The sequence below is a fragment of the Paraburkholderia strydomiana genome, from assembly GCF_046030495.1.
Taxonomy (GTDB): domain Bacteria; phylum Pseudomonadota; class Gammaproteobacteria; order Burkholderiales; family Burkholderiaceae; genus Paraburkholderia; species Paraburkholderia strydomiana_A.
Genome location: NZ_JAQQCJ010000019.1, coordinates 33,349 through 51,370, shown reverse-complemented (window position 1 = coordinate 51,370; position 18,022 = coordinate 33,349). Strand labels below are relative to the sequence as shown.

Annotated in this window: 10 protein-coding genes; 6 read left to right on the top strand and 4 right to left on the bottom strand. The window is 65.4% G+C overall.

Annotated features, from left to right (window positions below):
• Window positions 1-86: 86 nt before the first annotated feature.
• The 3 genes from PQQ53_RS23705 to PQQ53_RS23695 form a co-directional block, all read right to left on the bottom strand.
• Window positions 87-2,060 carry a methyl-accepting chemotaxis protein gene (locus PQQ53_RS23705; protein ID WP_408154508.1) on the bottom strand — a complete coding sequence of 658 codons (1,974 nt, stop codon included), beginning with the start codon at window positions 2,058-2,060 and terminating at the stop codon, window positions 87-89.
• A gap of 206 nt (window positions 2,061-2,266) precedes the next feature.
• Window positions 2,267-4,960, bottom strand: coding sequence for a heavy metal translocating P-type ATPase (locus PQQ53_RS23700; protein WP_408326602.1), 2,694 nt, complete (start codon window positions 4,958-4,960; stop codon window positions 2,267-2,269).
• A gap of 113 nt (window positions 4,961-5,073) precedes the next feature.
• Window positions 5,074-5,739 carry an FMN-binding negative transcriptional regulator gene (locus tag PQQ53_RS23695; RefSeq protein WP_408326599.1) on the bottom strand — a complete coding sequence of 222 codons (666 nt, stop codon included), beginning with the start codon at window positions 5,737-5,739 and terminating at the stop codon, window positions 5,074-5,076.
• Window positions 5,740-6,060: 321 nt separating this feature from the next.
• Between PQQ53_RS23695 and PQQ53_RS23690 the strand changes: the two genes are divergently transcribed.
• Both PQQ53_RS23690 and PQQ53_RS23685 read left to right on the top strand, forming a co-directional pair.
• Window positions 6,061-7,476 (top strand): DUF1254 domain-containing protein, encoded by a 1,416-nt coding sequence (locus tag PQQ53_RS23690; RefSeq protein ID WP_408326597.1) that lies wholly within the window; start codon window positions 6,061-6,063, stop codon window positions 7,474-7,476.
• Between the two features lie 289 nt (window positions 7,477-7,765).
• On the top strand, window positions 7,766-11,572 hold the full coding sequence (locus PQQ53_RS23685; RefSeq protein WP_408326594.1) for a DUF748 domain-containing protein: 3,807 nt from the start codon (window positions 7,766-7,768) through the stop codon (window positions 11,570-11,572).
• Between the two features lie 56 nt (window positions 11,573-11,628).
• Here the strand turns inward: PQQ53_RS23685 and pdxR are convergent, their stop codons facing one another.
• Window positions 11,629-13,176, bottom strand: a complete 1,548-nt coding sequence (gene pdxR, locus PQQ53_RS23680; protein ID WP_408326592.1) for a MocR-like pyridoxine biosynthesis transcription factor PdxR — start codon at window positions 13,174-13,176, stop codon at window positions 11,629-11,631.
• 260 nt (window positions 13,177-13,436) lie between these two features.
• On the opposite strand from pdxR, the gene PQQ53_RS23675 reads away from it, so the two are divergent.
• From PQQ53_RS23675 to PQQ53_RS23660, 4 genes are all read left to right on the top strand, one after another.
• The gene (locus tag PQQ53_RS23675; protein ID WP_408141767.1) at window positions 13,437-14,534 is read left to right on the top strand and encodes an ABC transporter ATP-binding protein; all 1,098 of its coding nucleotides are present in this window, start codon (window positions 13,437-13,439) and stop codon (window positions 14,532-14,534) included.
• Window positions 14,535-14,650: 116 nt separating this feature from the next.
• Window positions 14,651-15,700, top strand: a complete 1,050-nt coding sequence (locus PQQ53_RS23670; protein WP_408141766.1) for an ABC transporter substrate-binding protein — start codon at window positions 14,651-14,653, stop codon at window positions 15,698-15,700.
• Window positions 15,701-15,832: 132 nt separating this feature from the next.
• Window positions 15,833-17,101, top strand: a complete 1,269-nt coding sequence (locus PQQ53_RS23665) for an ABC transporter permease (RefSeq protein WP_408154630.1) — start codon at window positions 15,833-15,835, stop codon at window positions 17,099-17,101.
• A gap of 15 nt (window positions 17,102-17,116) precedes the next feature.
• On the top strand, window positions 17,117-17,956 hold the full coding sequence (locus PQQ53_RS23660; protein WP_408141764.1) for an ABC transporter permease: 840 nt from the start codon (window positions 17,117-17,119) through the stop codon (window positions 17,954-17,956).
• The last annotated feature ends 66 nt before the right edge of the window (window positions 17,957-18,022 follow it).

Below are 18,022 nucleotides of genomic sequence, written 5' to 3'. Positions count from 1 at the left end.
CGACGCGCGCATCGGCCGCACTAACGGAAGCACAGCCGGCGCGGCAACGAACACCGCGCCGCGCTTCAGGCAGCGCGACCGCCGGGTCACTCGCGTCCGCGTTCGAGCTTGAACACGCTGACCACTTGCGCAAGACGCGCGGCCTGCTCGCGCAATTCGGCGGCCGCGAGTTCCGCATCGCCGACGAGCGTCGCGTTCTGCTGGGTCGCCTCGCCGATCTGCGTGACGGCGAGGTTGACCTGCTCGATGCCGCCCGATTGCTCGCGCGACGCGACGTTGATTTCGCTCATGATCGCGCGCACCTGCCCGACCTGCTGAACGATGCCTTGCATGGTCGAGCTGGCTTCTTCGGCGATCCGGAAACCGCTTTTGACCGTCGCCGTCGAACTCGCGATCAGGCTTTCGATTTCCTTCACCGAGGCCGCGCTGCGCTGCGCGAGCGCACGCACTTCCGAGGCGACCACCGCGAAGCCCTTGCCGTGCTCGCCCGCGCGCGCGGCTTCGACGGCGGCGTTCAGCGCGAGGATGTTGGTCTGGAACGCGATGCCTTCGATCACCGTCGTGATCTCCGCGATCTTCTGCGACGAGCGGCTGATCTCGCCCATCGTCGATACCACTCGCTCGACCGCGCGGCCGCCTTCGAGCGCGGCATCGGCGGCGTGCGTGACGAGCGTGTTGGCTTGCGTCGCGTGAGCGGCGTTCTGCTGCACGGTCGACGTGATCTGCTCCATGCTGGCGGCAGTTTCTTCGAGGCTGCTCGCCTGCGTGGCGATGCGCGCCGCGATATGGCCGCTGCCGGTGGCGATCTTCTCGGTGCCCTCCGACATATCCGCCGATGCATTGCGCACCTGCGAAACGATACGCGCGAGGCCTTCGCCGATCCCGTCGATCGACTGCATCAGGCGGCCGATTTCGTCGGCGCGCGCGGTGCCGTGCCGCGCCACGCGCACGCTCAGATCGCCCGAGGCAAAGCGCTCGGACGCTTTCGCGGCTTCGTCGAGCGGACGGCTGACGAGGCGCCGCACCGCGATCAGGAACACGATCGCGAACACGCCGACCAGCGCAAGACCGAGCAGCACGAAGCGATTGCGCGTCGCGACGACGTCCGCCAGCACTTCGTCGCGCGGCGCGACGCCGCCCACCAGCCATTGCCACTCCGGCACGGTGACGAACGAGACGAATTTGTCGCGCGCATCCGGCTCGCCGAGCGTCGCGTCGGCGGAGCGGTAGTCGAGCTGGCCTTGCTTCATGTCGAGCATGCGTTGATACGGCGCGTTCGCGTCGTCCGCCTTCTGGCCGGCTGCGGCCGGATGCACGAGCAGCTTGCCGCGATCCGCGCCCATTGACGCGTCGAGCACGAAGTAATAACCGCTTGCGCCGATCTTCAGATTGCGGATGCCGTCCTCGACCGATCGAATCTCCTTGTCCACGTTCACGCCGACGAACAACGCGCCGATCACGCGACCGCTCGCATCGGTAATCGGCCGGTATTGCGTGATCAAACGTTTTCCGAACAGCGCGGCCAATCCCGTATAGGAGCGGTTCGCGAGCAGCGGCGCATAGGCCGGTCCCTTGCGGTCGAGCAGCGTGCCGATCGCGCGCGAGCCGTCCTGTTTCTTCAGCGAGGTCGTCACGCGCACGAAGTCGTCGCCGCTGCGCGCGAACACGGTGGCGACCGCGCCGCTGCGCTCGAGAAACTGGTCAGGGATCGTGAAGTCCAGGTTCAGCACCTTGTCGCCGGCCTTGAAGGTCGGCGTCGCGATGCCGCCGATGTCGACTTTCTGCGTGTCGTCGAGTGCGAAGTCGGTGGGCAGGAAGCTCGCGAGCAGCGCCATCGAGCGGTCGACTTCAGCGGACAGCGCCTTGTCGAACAGCGTGATCATTGCCGCGATCGAGTGGTCTTTTTCGGCGATACGTTCGAGCACCTGATCGCGAACCTGGCCGCCGGCGGCACGCGTGAGCGCCCACGCGAAAGCGGCGAAAAGCAACGCTACCAGCACGCACGAGAGCACGGCGAGCCGGACGCCGACGCTCGCGCGGCGCAAAAAGAGAAAGTCCATGGGCAGTCGCTGAGTAAGGGGGACAAGCGAGAGCGCCGGTCATGGGGAGGCATGCCGGCGTCGTTGTCTGGTTTACGGCTGCGACTTCGCTTACCTTTAGGGATGTCGAAAGTAATTCGTAATGCATGTGACGCCGGGGGGGCGCCTTTGAAGGGCGCGGGCGCCCGCCGGGTGCTCGATGCGCTCCTGAAGCGCTGCTAATGCTTCTAACGCCCTGAGTGCCTGTGCCCGCCGCGCCAGGTGCGCAATAGCAAGGCGTTGGTGACGACGCTGACACTCGAAAACGCCATCGCCGCGCCGGCGAGCATCGGATTCAGCAAACCGAACGCGGCCAGCGGAATGCCGATCAGGTTGTAGACGAAGGCCCAGAAGAGGTTTTGCTGGATCTTGCGCCAGGTCCTGCGCGAGATGTCGACGGCATCGGCCACCAGCGCCGGATCGCCGCGCATCAGCGTGATGCCGGCGGCGTGCATCGCGACGTCGGTGCCGGTCGCCATCGCAATGCCGATGTCGGCGGCGGCGAGCGCGGGGGCGTCGTTGATGCCGTCGCCGGCCATCGCGACGATGCCCGCGCGACGGATTTTCAGATCGCGGACCACGCGGGCCTTGTCGTCGGGCAGGACGCCGGCGTGGAATTCGTCGATGCCGAGCGCGCGGGCGACGCTCGCGGCGCTGCCGTGGTTGTCGCCGGTGACGAGCACGCTGTGAATGCCCATCTGCGCCAGCCGTTCGACGGCGGCGCGTGCGGTCGGTTTGACGGTGTCGCCGAACGCGATCAGCGCGAGCGCGACGGGCGCTTCCCGATCACGCTGCATGAGCCACGAGACCGTGTTGCCCGCGGCTTCGAGTTCGTGAGCGCGCGAAGCGAGCGTGGGCGGCAACACGATGCCGAGTTCGTCGAGCCAGCGCGTGCTGCCGAGCGCGAGCGTGCGGCCGCCGACGTCCGCTTCGACGCCACGGCCGGCGACCGCACGTGCGGCGGTGGCTTGGGGCACGTGTGGGTGAAGCGCGGGGGCCGTTGCAGGGCGGTCATGGGCCAACGGCGTTGCGGAGCGGGCCGTTGCGCTCCGCACTGTCGACGTCGCGTGCGCGGGTGTCTGCGGCATCTCAGCGGTTTCAGCCGCATCGACCACTTCAGCCGTTGCCCCACCCGCAGCAACCGCCGTCGCGGCTTCATACGCCTTCACCACTGCACGCGCCAACGGATGATCGCTGTGCCGTTGCACGGCGGCGGCCAGCGCCAGCGCTTCGTCGCGGCCCATCCCGCCAATCGGTTCGAACGCCGTCACCGACGGCTGGCCGAGCGTCAGCGTGCCGGTTTTATCGAATGCGACGATGCTCACCCGATGCGCGGTTTCGAGCGCCTCGGCGTCCTTGATCAGCACACCGTGCCGCGCGGCGACGCCGGTGCCGGCCATGATCGCCGCCGGCGTCGCCAGCCCGAGCGCGCAGGGGCAGGCGATCACCAGCACGGCAACCGCGTTCAGAATCGCGGTTTCGCCGCCTGCGCCGGCGATCAGCCAGCCGATCAGCGTGAGCAGCGCGATCGCAAGGATCGCCGGCACGAAGATTTCGCTGACGCGGTCGACCAGCCGCTGGATCGGCGCTTTTTCCGCCTGCGCGCTTTCGACGAGGCGGATGATCCGCGCCAGCGTCGTTTCGGCGCCGATCGCGGAGGTCGTCACGGCAATCGCGCCTTCGCCGTTGATCGAACCGGCCGTGACGGTATCAGCAGGTTGTTTCGGCACCGGCAGACTTTCGCCGGTGATCAGCGATTCGTCGATGTGGGTGCGGCCTTCGAGCACCGCGCCGTCGACCGGCACACGTTCGCCCGGCCGCACGATCACCACCGTGCCGACCTGTACCTGCGCGAGCGGCACCTCGCGCTCGCCGCCGCCGACGCGGATGCGCGCGCGCTCGGGGCGCAGCGCGTTGAGCGCGCGGATCGCATCGGTGGTCTGACGCTTCGCACGCGCTTCGAGCCATTTGCCGAAGCGCACCAGCGTGATCACGACCGCCGACGCTTCGAAATACGAATGCATCATGTCGCCGGGATGCGACACGAGTTCGTAGACGCTGATGCCATACGCCGCCGACGTGCCAAGCGCCACCAGCAGGTCCATGTTGCCCGCACCCGCGCGCACGGCCCGGTAAGCCGCGCGATAGAAGCGTGCGCCGAACACGAACTGCACGATCGAGGCGAGCCCGAATTGCAGCCACGGCGGCGGCATTGCATGCACGCCGAACCATTCGCCGACCATCGGCACGACGAGCGGCAGCGTCAGCACGGCGCACGCGAGCACGGCGGCGAGTTCGCGGCGAGCCTCGCTGCGCTTGCGATCCGCCACGGCGGGGGCCTGGCCGGTCGAGTCGGCGAGCGCCGCGGTCTCCGGCGACGCGATCAGGGTCGCTTCGTAGCCGGCCTTCTTGACGGCGGCGATCAGCGCATCCGGGCCGGAGCCCGTGCCGCTGAGATTGACCGTGGCGGTTTCAGTCGCCAGATTCACCGATGCGTGCGTGACACCCGGTACTTTGGCGAGCGCTTTCTCGACCCGCGTCGCGCACGATGCGCAGGTCATGCCGCCGATCGCCAGTTCAGTGGTTCGCGGTGTTTCAACCGGGGTCGCGTCGGGGCGTGCGGACAGCGTGGCTTCATAGCCCGCTTTGCGCACGGCGTTGGCAAGCGCTTCGGCATCGACGGTCGCATCGCCTTCGACCCGTGCCCGCTCAGTGGCCAGATTCACCGACGCGCGCGTGACGCCCGGCACTTTGGCGAGCGCTTTCTCGACGCGCATCGCGCACGAGGCGCACGTCATCCCGCCGATATCGAGTTCGGCGAATTGGACGGGAGCGGAAGAGGGCGTGGCAGCGGTGCGCTGCGGATCGGCAAGGTCGGTCATGGTCGGCAAGCTCGTGGCGGCATTGGGCCGCGTCGTGAATCCAGTATCGACCTTCCCATGATGGGAAAGTCAAGGACCGACGATGCGGCCGATCCGCCGTCGCAACCGTTCGCTCAGAAAGCCGGCGGCGCTTCCAGCATCGCCTGGCCGACGGCCTGCTGTTGATCGCTGGCGCGCGCGAGCAGCGTGTCGGCTGCGCCGCGCCGGTCGGCGGCATCCTTGTTCTGGCCGAGCTTCCATTTGCCGACGAGGCGCGTGACCTCGATTTCGATCCCGACGATCGCGCCGAGCATCTGCGTGATGAAATCGGCGGGCGCGTCGCCCATTTTCCACGGCACCGCTTCTGCGGCTTCCATCTTGCGGGTGAGCCGGGCGACGAGACCGCGCACGAACGGCTCGTCGTCGCGCACGACGATCCGGCCGTGCGCATGGACCACGATGTAGTTATACGTCGGCACCTGGCGATGCGCTTCATGCTTGCTCGGATACCACGTCGGCGAGATGTAAGCGGCGGGGCCCTGGAAGATCACGAGGGCGTCGGGATGCGTGACGGCTTCTTTCCAGACGGGGTTCGCGCGGGCGACGTGGGCGCGCAGGAGGTAGCGGCTTTGCGGTGCCGACGCGTCGTCCCCTGTAGGGACGAGCTGCGCTTCGAACGGCAAATGATTCGCGTCGAGCCCGTTCGGACCGTTCGTAATCAGCGCGCCGAACGGCTGCTCGGCGATCAGGCGGTGGAGAACCTCTGGACGGTTCTCTTCGAAATGGGCGGGCATATACATTGAAGCGCTCCGGATACGAAAGGGCGAAAAGACGCAAAGGGGACCAAAAAACATCGGTGCTTCGGCAAGCGCGGCAGGTGCCGCGAGCCGGACCGAATCTGCATAAAAGCGTCAACCGCAGCTTAAATGGACCGCTCCAGTGTGCGATAAAGCGCGATCTCCGCCTTTGCGCTTGCCTGGTTAGCAAGGATACGATACAACCCGATGTTGTCGGCATCGCGAATTGCGGTCTGGCTGCGCTGGGCTTTGGGAGACCACGCATGCAGGCATCGCTGCGCACCGGCATCTCCCATAGGACCGCACGTTCCGCCACCTGAACGAATGATAAAAAATCGCCGAGAACTATTTTCGATTCACTGGACCTGCGCATCGTTCGCAGGCCTCGCTTTTCTGGCCGGTTGCGCGTCGACCCCGTCCGCGACGCCCAAGACTGCGGGCTGGATCAAGGATGAAGTCGCCGATTCGTACGTGTTCGGCTATCCGCTCGTGCTGATGGGGGTGGCGCGCGACGCCGCGGTCGGCACCGATCCGGGCCAGGCGCCTCTCAATACGCTGCGTCACGCCCAGGCGCTGCCGCCGATCGGCGCGGCCAATCCGCCGCAGCCGGGCGTCGACACGCTCGACTCGACCGGCTGGCTCGACGTCGGCAGCGAGCCGGTGCTCATGTCCTTGCCCGACTCGCACGGCCGTTATGTCGATGCCCGCGTGCTCGACATGTGGACCAATGTGGTGTGGTCGACCGGCCCGCAGTTCGCGACCACCGCGAAGGGCATCAAGGCGCAGACCATCGCGTTCGTCGGCCCGGGCTGGCAGGGCGAACTGCCCAACGGTGTGAAGCGCGTCGACGTGCCGACCGCCAACGCATGGGTGAGCGTGCGCATCCAGTCGAGCGGCGCGCGCGATCTGGCGGCGGTCCGCAAACTGCAACGTGCGATTCGCGTCGCGCCGCTGAGCGCCTACGCGGCCGATTCGCGCTCGGCCCCGGTCGCGCCGCCGCGCGGCAACGCCGATAGCGCGCCGGCCGCCGCCGGCACGCCCGCCGCGCAGGTGGCCGCGCTCGACGCAAACGGCTTCTTCAGCCGTCTCGCGGACGCGTTGCCTGACAATCCGCCGACACCGGCCGATCCCCACGCGCTAAAAATTCTCGCGGACCTTGGCGTGACGCCCGGCAATCCGGTGAAGCTGCCGCGCGCGCGCGACGCGGTCGAGGCAGGTCTCGCCGACGGCCACGAGCGCGTCGGCACACCGCCTTCCAACGTGCTGACCGGCAATGGCTGGAGCTGGTTCGGCGACGGCGTGGGCAACTACGGTCCCGACTACGCGTTGCGCGCCTACGCCGCGAGGGCGCAACCGGGCATCGGCACGCGCGACGACGAAGTGCGCGCGGTCGTCACCCAGGACAGCGACGGCCATCCGCTGAACGGCGCGAATCGCTACGTGATTCACTTCGCGCCGAACCAGCTGCCGCCGATGCGCGGCTTCTGGTCGATCACCGCCTACACGCGGGACGGCGCATTGGGCGAAAGCGCGCCGGCGCGTCTCGCGGTCGGCGACCGCAACGGCGCGCGCCGCAATCGCGACGGTTCGCTCGACGTGACCGTGTCGTCCATGCGCGCGAGAAACGGCAACTGGCTGCCGGCGCCGCGCACGGATATGCAACTGGTGCTGCGCCTTTACGCACCGAAACCGCAAGCCACCGACGGCAGCTGGCAACCGCCGGCAGTCGTGCGTCAGTGAAATGCTTCGGTCAACTGTGTTGATGAAATTGAGATAGTTGCGCCGACGAAACGCGCCGATGAAATCTGCCGGCGCATTTCGTCGGCGAGATGACAGCAACGCACCCGCTGACGCATCGAACGCCGTCTGTTCATCGCCGTGCCGCGATGGGCAGACGGCGCAATTACCCGGCCGAATCCTGAAGCCGCGGCTGACATTCCTATCCCACACCACGTTCACACCTTATACTGCCGCTTGCGGGATTTTCGTTTTCGCGGCGGGCTTGCCGCCGCACTACCCAAAACCGAGCATGGCAAGCCTCAATAAAGCATCACTAGCATCTTCCATACAGACCGTGCGCGAAGTCGCGCAGTCACGCCGTACGCGGCGCGTCCTCATAGGTCTGCTGATCTTTCTCGTATTGTTCGGTCTGCTCGGCTTTTTCGCGGCGCCGCCGCTGATTCGCCACGTCGCCGAGCAACAGCTCAGCAAGCAGCTCGATCGTCCCGCCACGATCGGCCGCATCGCGCTCAATCCATACACGCTGCGGCTCGAAGCCGATCGCGTGCATATCGGCGAGCGGGGCGGCGCGGGCGATTTCGTGGATATTGAGCGGCTCATCGTCAAGCCGTCGTGGAGTTCGCTGTTTCGCGGCGCGCCGATCGTCGACGAAGTGCAGCTCGACTCGCCGCGCTTTCATATCGTTCGCTACGATGCGCAGCGCTTCAATTTCACCGATCTGATCGAGAAGTTCGCGAGCCAGCCGGCCAAGCCCGATAGCAAGCCGACGCTCTTTTCGGTGTCGAACATCCGCCTCGAAAACGGCCAGATCACGTTCGACGACAAGCTGCTCGGCGCGACGCACGTCATCGATCAATGGAAGCTCGGCATTCCGTTCATCGCCACGCTGCCTTCGAAAACCGATATCTTCGTCGAGCCGTTGCTGCGCGCGCGCATCGACGGCAGTCCGCTCGCCATCGACGGCAAGACCAAGCCGTTTGCGGCGTCGCGCGAGTCGGAAGTGTCGCTGCGTTTCGACGGGCTCGACGTGCCGCGCCTGATGTCCTATGTGCCGACCAAGCTGCCGGTGATCGTGCAGTCCGGCAAGCTGTCCACCGATCTGAAGCTCAACTTCGTGATGTCGAACGAAGCGCCCTCGCTGCGCGTGGCGGGCACCGTCGATATGAACGACGTGGACGTGCGGGATCAGGGCAAGGCGCCGTTTTTCGCGGCGCGCGCGGTGCACGTCGCCGCCGCGACGCTGGAGCCGTTGAAGAGCCTCTATCACTTCGACGAGATCCGCATCGATGCGCCGAGCGCGAGTCTCGCGCGTGACAAGGACGGTGTGCTGAGCGTCGAGCGGATGTTCGCGCCCGCGCCGGCCGCGCCGCACGCGGCGGCGTCCGCGAGCGCGTCCGGCACCGAAGCGGTGGCGCAGCAACCGGCGGCGAGCGCACCGGCAGCAGCGTCCGGCGCGAAGACAAACACGAACACCGCCGAAAAACCCGTTCCGCTGGACCTGTCGATCAAACGCTTCGTGCTCAACGACGGCACGGTCAACGTGCATGACGAAGCGGCCTCCCGTCCTGTTGACGTGGGTCTGCAAAAACTCGCCGTGACGCTGAACGATTTTTCGACGCTCGCCAACGCGCCCGCGCATTACACGCTGAACACCGACTTCAAGGCCGGCGCCGGTTCGCTCGCCGCCGAGGGCAATCTCGGGCTCGCCGCGAAAACGGCCAGCGCGAAGCTCGATCTGAAGTCGCTGAAACTGCCGCAGTTGCAGCCCTATCTCGACACCGCGACCGCCGCGCAAGTGACGGACGGCGCGCTGTCCGTGACCACGAACATCGACACGAACTGGTCGAAGTCGCCAGCGGCCGTGATGGTCGCCGATACGCAACTGGACCTGCAATCGCTGAAGCTGGCCGCGCGTGGCGACAAGCAGCCGGTGGTGTCGCTCGCGCAGGGCAGTGTGGTGGTCAAGCAGGTGGACCTGAGCGCGCGCACGGCGGACGTCACCAGCGTCGCCACGACCGGCCTCGCGATCGACGCACAGCGGCTCAAGGACGGCAGCATCAACCTCGCGTCGCTTGCCGGTCCGCACGAAACCGCTCAGCAGCGCACCGCGGTTCACGCGGCCAAAAAGGCGCACGCCGAGGGGCCCGTGTGGCACTACAAGATCGGCGAGTTGACGCTGAAAGACGCGACCGCCAATTTCACCGATTACACCACGCCGCAGCCGGTGAAGCTGAGCGTCACGCCGTTGCAGTTGAAAGTGCAGCAGATCAGCGACGACCTGAGCCGTCCGCTGCCGGTCGATCTGCAGGCCACGCTGAACAAGAAGGGCACGCTTGGCGTGAAGGGCGACGTCACGGCGACGCCGCTCAAGGTGGCCGTCAAGGTGAACGCGAACCGGCTCGACGCGGCGGCGTTCGAGCCGTACTTCGGCGGCAAGCTGAACGCGGTGATCGCGAGCGCGTTGCTCAATGCGAACGGCGATCTCGCGCTGACGCAAGAGAAGTCGTTGAAGGCGAACTATCACGGCGACATGGCGCTCGTCGACGTACGCATGCTCGACAAGGCGACCTCGGACCCGTTCGCGGGATGGGGCTCGCTTGCGCTGTCCAACCTGAAGGCCGACTACGACGAACACGGCACGGTGGTGGACGCGGGCCGCGTGACGTTCACGAAGTTCTATGGACGCGTGCTGTTGAACGCGCAAGGCAAGCTGAATCTGAGCGACGTGGTCGCGCATGAAGACGGCGCCGCGCAATCGCTGACGCGCGACAAGAGCGGTGCCGAGCCGGTGAACCTGACGCCGCCCGCGGCATCGGCAGTGGCAGCGGCATCCGCGCCGGTTCAGGCTTCGTCCGCAACGCCTGCCGTGCCCGCCACGGTCACGGCCGCCACGCCGCCGCAAAGCCCGGTCAAGCTGCACTTCGGTCAACTGGTGCTGCAGCAGGGCCGCGTCACGTACACGGACAACTTCATCAAGCCGAATTTCACTGCGAACCTGGTCGGCATCCAGGGCACGGTCGGCGCGTTCGGCACGCAATCGAGCACGCCCGCGCCAGTCGACATCGCCGCGAAACTGGCGGCCAACGGGCCGTTGTCGATTCGCGGCACTGTCAATCCGCTGATTGCCAAACCGGCACTCGATCTGACCGCGAGCGCACACGATATCGAACTGACCAACCTCACGCCGTATTCGTCGAAATATGCCGGCTATCCGATCACCAAGGGCAAGCTGAACGTCGATCTGCACTACAAACTCGACAACGATCAACTGAACGCTGACAACCATCTGTTCATCGACCAGCTCACGTTCGGCGACCACATCGACAACGACACGGCGACCAAACTGCCGGTGCGTCTCGCGATTTCGTTGCTGAAGAACTCGCGCGGCGAAATCGACGTGAATCTGCCGGTGTCGGGCTCGCTGTCGAATCCCGAGTTCAGCGTCGGCGGCCTGATCTGGCATGCGGTGCTCAATCTGTTGCAGAAAGCGGTGACCGCGCCGTTCTCGCTGATCGCCAACGCATTCGGCGGCAGCGGCGAGGAATTGGGCTATGTCGAGTTCGAGCCGGGCTCGGCGAAACTCTCGGATGACGACACCAAAAAGCTCGACACGATCGTGAAGGCGCTGGCCGACAAGACCTCGGTGCGTATGGATCTGATCGGCCGCGTCGATCCGGCCGTCGACGAACCGGCGTTGCGCACGCAATACGTCGAGCGCCTCGTCAAGCAACAGAAGATCAAGGACGTGGTGGGCAACGGCGAGAGCGTCGATCTGTCGACCGTCACGATCGATCCCAAGGAGTACGACAAATACCTGACGAAGGCCTACAAGGCCGCGGACTTCAAGAAGCCGCGCAACTTCGTGGGCCTGACCAAAAGCGTGCCGGACGACGACATGAAGAGCGCGCTGGCCGCCAACGCGCCGATCGACGAAGCCAGCCTGCGCCAGCTCGCGCAACAACGCGCGCAGAGCGTGCAGCAGTATCTGGACGGCAAGATCGACAGCAGCCGGGTGTTCATCGTCGCGCCGAAGCTGAACGCCGACGGCATCAAGGACAAGGGCGCGACGACGCGCGTGGATTTCGGTCTGAAATAGCGGTGTGAGCGGCTTGCGACGCCACGCGTGCCGTGGCGTGACGCGCCGCTCGTCGATTACGCGGCGCGCGTCGGCGCTTTCAACGCGGTCTGCTCGATTACGCGCGCGAGCGTGTCGAACGCGGGGCCGATCTTGTCGTTCGCCACGCACGCATAGCCGAGCAGCAGTCCGCGCCGTGGCGGCGGATCGACGCTGTAGTAGCTCGCAAGCGGCCGCACGATCACCCCGGCGTCGAACGCGGCGGCCGTCACCGCGCGATCGTTCGCGTGGTCCGGCAGACCCAGCACCAGGTGCAGACCCGCCTCGTCGCCCATCACGGGCAGTTCGCTGCCGAAGCGCGCCGTGATCGCGTCGATCAGAATCTGCCTGCGCTCGCCGTAGAGCGCCCGCATGCGCCGCACGTGCGATGTGAGATGCCCGTCCATGATGAAGTCGGTCATCACGGCTTGCTGCATCAACTGCCCTTCGCGATACAGCTCCGCGACGCCGGTGCGAAACGTATCCACCAGATGCTCCGGCGCGATCATGTAGCCTATGCGCAAGCCCGGAAACAGCATCTTGCCGAGGCTGCCCACGTAGATCACCTGACCGGCGTCGTCGAGTCCCTGCAGCGACGCGAGCGGACGGCTGCCGTAGCGGAACTCGCTGTCGTAGTCGTCCTCGATGATCCACACGTTGTGCTGGCGCGCGTATTCGAGCAGCGTGCGGCGGCGCGCGAGGCTCATCACCATGCCGAGCGGATACTGATGCGATGGCGTGACTAGCGCGAGACGCGGCGGCTGTTGCAGATCCTGTTCGCGCGGATTGAGGCCTTCGTCGTCGACCGGCACCGGCACCAGCGTGATTCCCGAGGATTGCAGCACGCTGCGCGCGCCCCAATAGCACGGCTCCTCGACCCACGCGCGATCGCCGACATCGGTCAACAGACGCACCGCGAGGTCGATCGACTGATGAATGCCCGTCGTGATGATGATCTGGTCCGCGGTGCAATTCACCGAGCGCGCGACCCGCAGATAGTCCGACAGCGCCCGCCGCAACGGCCGGTAGCCGCCGCCGGGCGCATAGGTGAGCAGATCGGGATTGGCTTCCTTCCACAAGCGCGCCTGCAGGCGGCTCCACGTGCGCGCGGGAAACTCCGCGACGTCCGGCACGCCCGGCATGAATGCGCCCCACTGCTTGGCGGAGACGCCTGCCTGGTCGATCAGGCGTCGTCCGCGATTCGACAGGTCGCTCAAGTCGCGTTTGGGCGGCTTCGGGATTTCCCCAGGCAATGCTCCGCGTGCGCCGGCCTCCGCCACCGCCGGCTTCCGGCGCGTGTTCACCGCGGCTGCGTCCGGGCGCGTATCGGCGACATAGGTGCCGCTGCCGGTGGTCGAGATCACATAGCCTTCGGCGGTCAGCTGGTCGTAGACGTGCAGCACCGTATTGCGCGCGATGCCGAGGTCTTCGGCGAGCGTGCGCGAGCTGGGCAGCTTGGTGCCGGGCGGCAACTGGCCGGTCAGGATGGCCTGCTGCATCAGCCGCAACGTTTGCCTGTAGACCGGTTCGGCGGCGCCGCGATCGAGCCGCGCGGCGAGCCAGTCCGACAAGATCACCGTGTCCAAGTGGTTCTATCCGGAATAATGAAATGGTTCCATATTGTAGAACCGTAACGGTCTATAGTGAGCCACGCAATCGATGCAATCCCGCTGCCATGCAGCAGGTGCTTGCCGGACCGCACTGCGATGAAACTGCATGGGATGGGAGTAAACGCTGAAGCACTTACTCCCATCGGCCGCGATAGAACTGCATAGGATGGAAGTAAGCGATAAAGCGCTAACTCCGATCGACCGCGATGAAACTGCATGGGATGGGAGACGAAGGCATGAAAACCGATGACGTGATCGTCAGCTTTCGAGGTGTACGCAAGACCTACGACGGCGAAACGCTGGTCGTCAAACAGCTCGATCTGGATATCTATCAGGGCGAGTTCCTGACGTTGCTCGGGCCGTCCGGCTCAGGCAAGACCACCTGTCTGATGATGCTGGCGGGCTTCGAATTTCCCACCGGCGGCGAGATCTGGCTCGACGGCACGCTGCTCAATACGGTGCCGCCGCATAAGCGCAACATCGGCATGGTGTTTCAGAACTACGCGCTGTTCCCGCATCTGACGGTCGAGCAGAACGTCGCGTATCCGTTGACCGTGCGCAAGCATTCCGCGGAAGAGCGCGCGCATCGCACCCACAACGCGCTGAAGATGGTGCGCATGGAGAGCTTCGCGAAACGCTATCCGGCGCAGCTGTCCGGTGGCCAGCAGCAGCGCATCGCGCTTGCGCGGGCGCTGGTGTTCGAACCGAAGCTCGTGCTGATGGATGAGCCGCTCGGCGCACTGGACAAACAGTTGCGTGAACACATGCAGTACGAACTCAAATCGCTGCATGAGAAGCTCGGCGTCACGTTCGTGTACGTCACGCACGATCAGGGCGAGGCGCTCACCATGTCCGACCGCGTCGCCGTGTTCGACAAAGGCATCGTGCAGCAGCTCGATACCGTCGATCGCCTCTACGAATCGCCCTGCAATGAGTTCGTCGCGAACTTCATCGGCGACAGCAACAAGCTGCGCGGCACGATCGCGAATGTCGACGGCGAGTATTGCGAGTTTCATCTGAGCGACGGCACGCGTTTGACCGGGCGCAATATCGGCGACGCGCGTACGGGTGCCCCTGCGATCGCCTGCATCCGGCCCGAGCGCATGAAGCTCGCGAACGGTTCGACGCGGCCGGGCGCCAACGCGCTCAGCGGCGAAGCGCGCGGGCTGATCTATTTCGGTGACCACGTGCGCATGCGATGCGGCGTGCGCGAGCAGGACGAGTGCTTCGTCAAGGTGCCGCTCGGCACGGCCGCGCTCGACACCTTCGCGCCCGGCGCACCCGTTGCATTGGAGTTTGCGCCCGAGCATCTGCGGGTGTTCGCGGCGGCGTGAACGTGTCGAACGCATAGCGGTTCGATGCAGGCAAGGCAAGGCAAGGCAAAGCAAAGCAGCACATAACAAGTCGCACTGTACTCAGCTTGATGCACACCACCAAAGGAGAACACACCATGAACAAGATCGGGAAATCGCGCTGCGCCATCGCTGTCGGCGCTGTCGCGCTCGCGCTGGGAGCCGCGCAGGTCAATGCAGCCGAGCTGACGGTCGTCAACTTCGGCGGCGCGAATGGCGACGCGCAGAAAGCCGCCTTCAACCAGCCGTTCGAATCGCAAAGCGGCAACAAGGTGACCGCCGTCGAATACAACGGCGAGCAGGCCAAAGTGAAGGCGATGGTCGAAGCCAAGCATGTGAACTGGGACGTGGTGGAAGTCGAATCGGGCGACATCGGCCGGGGCTGCGACGAAGGGCTATACGAGAAGCTCGACTGGTCGAAAATCGGCAAGAAGTCGGATCTGATTCCCGAAGCGCCGCAAACGTGCGGAGTCGGCTTCTTCGTGTGGTCGACGGCGCTCGCGTATAACGCCGACAAGCTCAAAACCGCGCCGAACGGCTGGGTCGATTTCTGGGACGTGAAGAAATTCCCCGGCAAGCGCGCGATGCGCAAGGGCGCGCGCTACAACCTCGAATTCGCGCTGATGGCCGACGGCGTGCCGCCGAAGGACGTCTACAAGGTGCTCGCTACGAAGGAAGGTCAGGACCGCGCCTTCAAGAAGCTCGACGAACTGAAGCCGAACATCCAGTGGTGGGAAGCGGGCGCGCAGCCGCCGCAGTTTCTCGTCGCGGGCGACGTGGTGATGTCCACCGCGTATAACGGCCGCATCGACGCCGCGCAGAAGGAAGGCAAGAACCTCAAGGTGGTGTGGAACGGCAGCATCTACGACCTCGACTACTGGGCGATTCCGAAGGGCTCGCCGAACAAGGCGGTGGCGGAGAAGTACATCGCTTATACGCTGTCGTCGAAACCGCAGCAGGACTACGCGCAGCACATCGCCTACGGTCCGGTGAACGTGGCGGCGATCAAGGCGCTCGACCCGAAGACGCTCGCGAATCTGCCGAATTCGCCGGCCAACGGCAAGAACGCGGTGCTGCAGAACCTGGCGTTCTGGACCGATCACGGGGATGAGCTGGAGCAGCGCTTTTCTTCGTGGGCTTCGAAGTAAGCGGGTCGAGGCAGGAGGGCGCGGCTTTGCGATGGGCGGGGCCGCGCCGTATCGATACATGAAAACGTGCGCGCGGATTCGAAACCGGGCGCGCACGCTCGGATGCGACGTGGGAGAACAGGTGTGACTACGATGACGATCGCCGCCGATTCGACGCCTGAATCAACCGGGCGCCTCAAGCGCGAACTGAAAGCCGCGGAATCCAGAAAGCGCGCGATGGCGCTGCTGCTGATCGCGCCGCTCGCGATCTTCCTGCTGCTCATTTTCGTCGTGCCGATCGGCGCGCTGCTCACGCGCGCCGCGCAGAACCCGGAAGTCGCCAACGCGTTGCCGCATACGCTGACCGCGTTGAGCAGCTGGGACCGCAAGACGCCGCCGCCGGATGCCGCATTCGCCGCGCTCGCCACCGACCTCGCCGCGGTCGCCGACAGCGACGGCATGGGCGCGCTCGCGCGGCGTCTGAACGTGGAGATTCCGGGCTTTCGCTCGCTGGTCGCGAAGTCCGCGCACGCGATGCCGTTCGTCGACGACAACAGCCAGCCCTTGCATCTGACACCCCCGCAGGTACGCGCGAAATTCGTCGAACTGGACGAACGCTGGAACGACATCGCGTACTGGCAGGCCATTGCGAAAAACGCCGGCACGCTCTCGCCGTTTTACTTGCTGGCTTCGCTGGACCACAAGCAGGACGCGTTCGGCCGCATCATCCCGACCGATCCCGATCAGCAGATCTATCTCAAGGTGTTCAGCCGCACGTTCGTGATCGGCGCGGCGGTGACGCTGTTCACGCTGCTGCTCGGCTATCCGCTCGCGTACTGGATTTCGACGCTGTCCGAGCGTCGCGCGAATCTGGTGATGATTCTCGTGCTGATCCCGTTCTGGACGTCGATCCTCGTGCGCGTCGCCGCATGGATCGTGATTCTGCAAAGCGAAGGGCTCGTGAACAAGGCGCTGATTGCGAGCGGTCTGCTGCACGATCCGCTCGCACTGTTGTTCAATCGCACCGGCGTCTACATCTCGATGACGCACATTCTGCTGCCGTTCATGATCCTGCCGCTGTACAGCGTGATGAAGTCGATTCCGCCCACCTACCAGCGCGCCGCGATCTCGCTCGGCAGTCATCCGTTCGCCGCATTCTGGCGCGTGTATGTGCCGCAAACTTATCCGGGCGTCGGCGCGGGCGCGCTGCTGGTGTTCATTCTGGCGATCGGCTACTACATCACGCCCGCGTTGCTCGGCGGTCCGAACGATCAGATGGTCAGCTACTACGTCGCGTACTTCACCAACGTGACGATCAACTGGGGCATGGCGTGCGCGCTCGGCGGCTTGCTGCTGGCGGCGACGCTCGTGCTGTACGTGATCTACGGACGCTTCACGCGTTCGTCATTGAGCCTCGGCTGAACGGAGCGCATTGCGATGAAACTTGCCAAGCCCCTGTTCGCGCCGCATACGTCACTGGTCGAGCGTGTGTGGTATTTCGCGCTGCGCGCGCTCGTCGTGCTGACGCTGCTGTATCTGATCCTGCCCGTGCTGGCGATCGTGCCGCTGTCGTTTTCGTCGAGCACGTTTCTGGTGTATCCGATTCCGGGCTGGTCGCTGCGCTGGTATCAGAACCTGGTCGCGTCCGACGAGTGGCGCATGGCCGCGAAAAACAGCTTCATCGTCGCCCCGTCGGCGACGGTGGTCGCGACCGTGCTCGGCACGCTCGCGGCGATCGGGCTGACCAAGGCGAACTTTCGCGGTAAAGGGCTGCTGATGGCGATTCTGATTTCGCCGATGATCGTGCCGGTGGTGGTGGTCGGCGTCGGCATGTATCTGTTCTTTGCGCCGCTCGGGCTCGCCAATACCTACATCGGTCTGATTCTCGCGCATGCGTCGCTCGGCGTGCCCTTCGTCGTCACCACGGTGGCCGCCACGCTGCAGGGGTTCAACTACAACCTGGTGCGCGCGAGCTTGTCGCTGGGGGCGAATCCGCTGAAGACGTTTTTCCGCATCACGCTGCCGGTGATCGCACCGGGCGTGATTTCGGGCGCGCTGTTCGCGTTCGCTACGTCATTCGACGAAGTGGTCGTGACGCTGTTTCTCGCGGGCGCGGATCAAACCACGCTGCCGCGGCAAATGTTCACCGGCATCCGCGAGAACATCAGTCCGACCATTGCCGCGCTCGCGACGATTCTGATCATCTTCTCGACGTCCCTGCTGCTGGCGCTCGAATGGCTGCGCGGACGCAACGCCGCACGGGCAGTCAGGGCGTGAGCGGTGTCGGTGCCGACGGAGGATGGCCGGTTCCCGTCCGGCATCGCGATCGGATTTTTCTCTGAT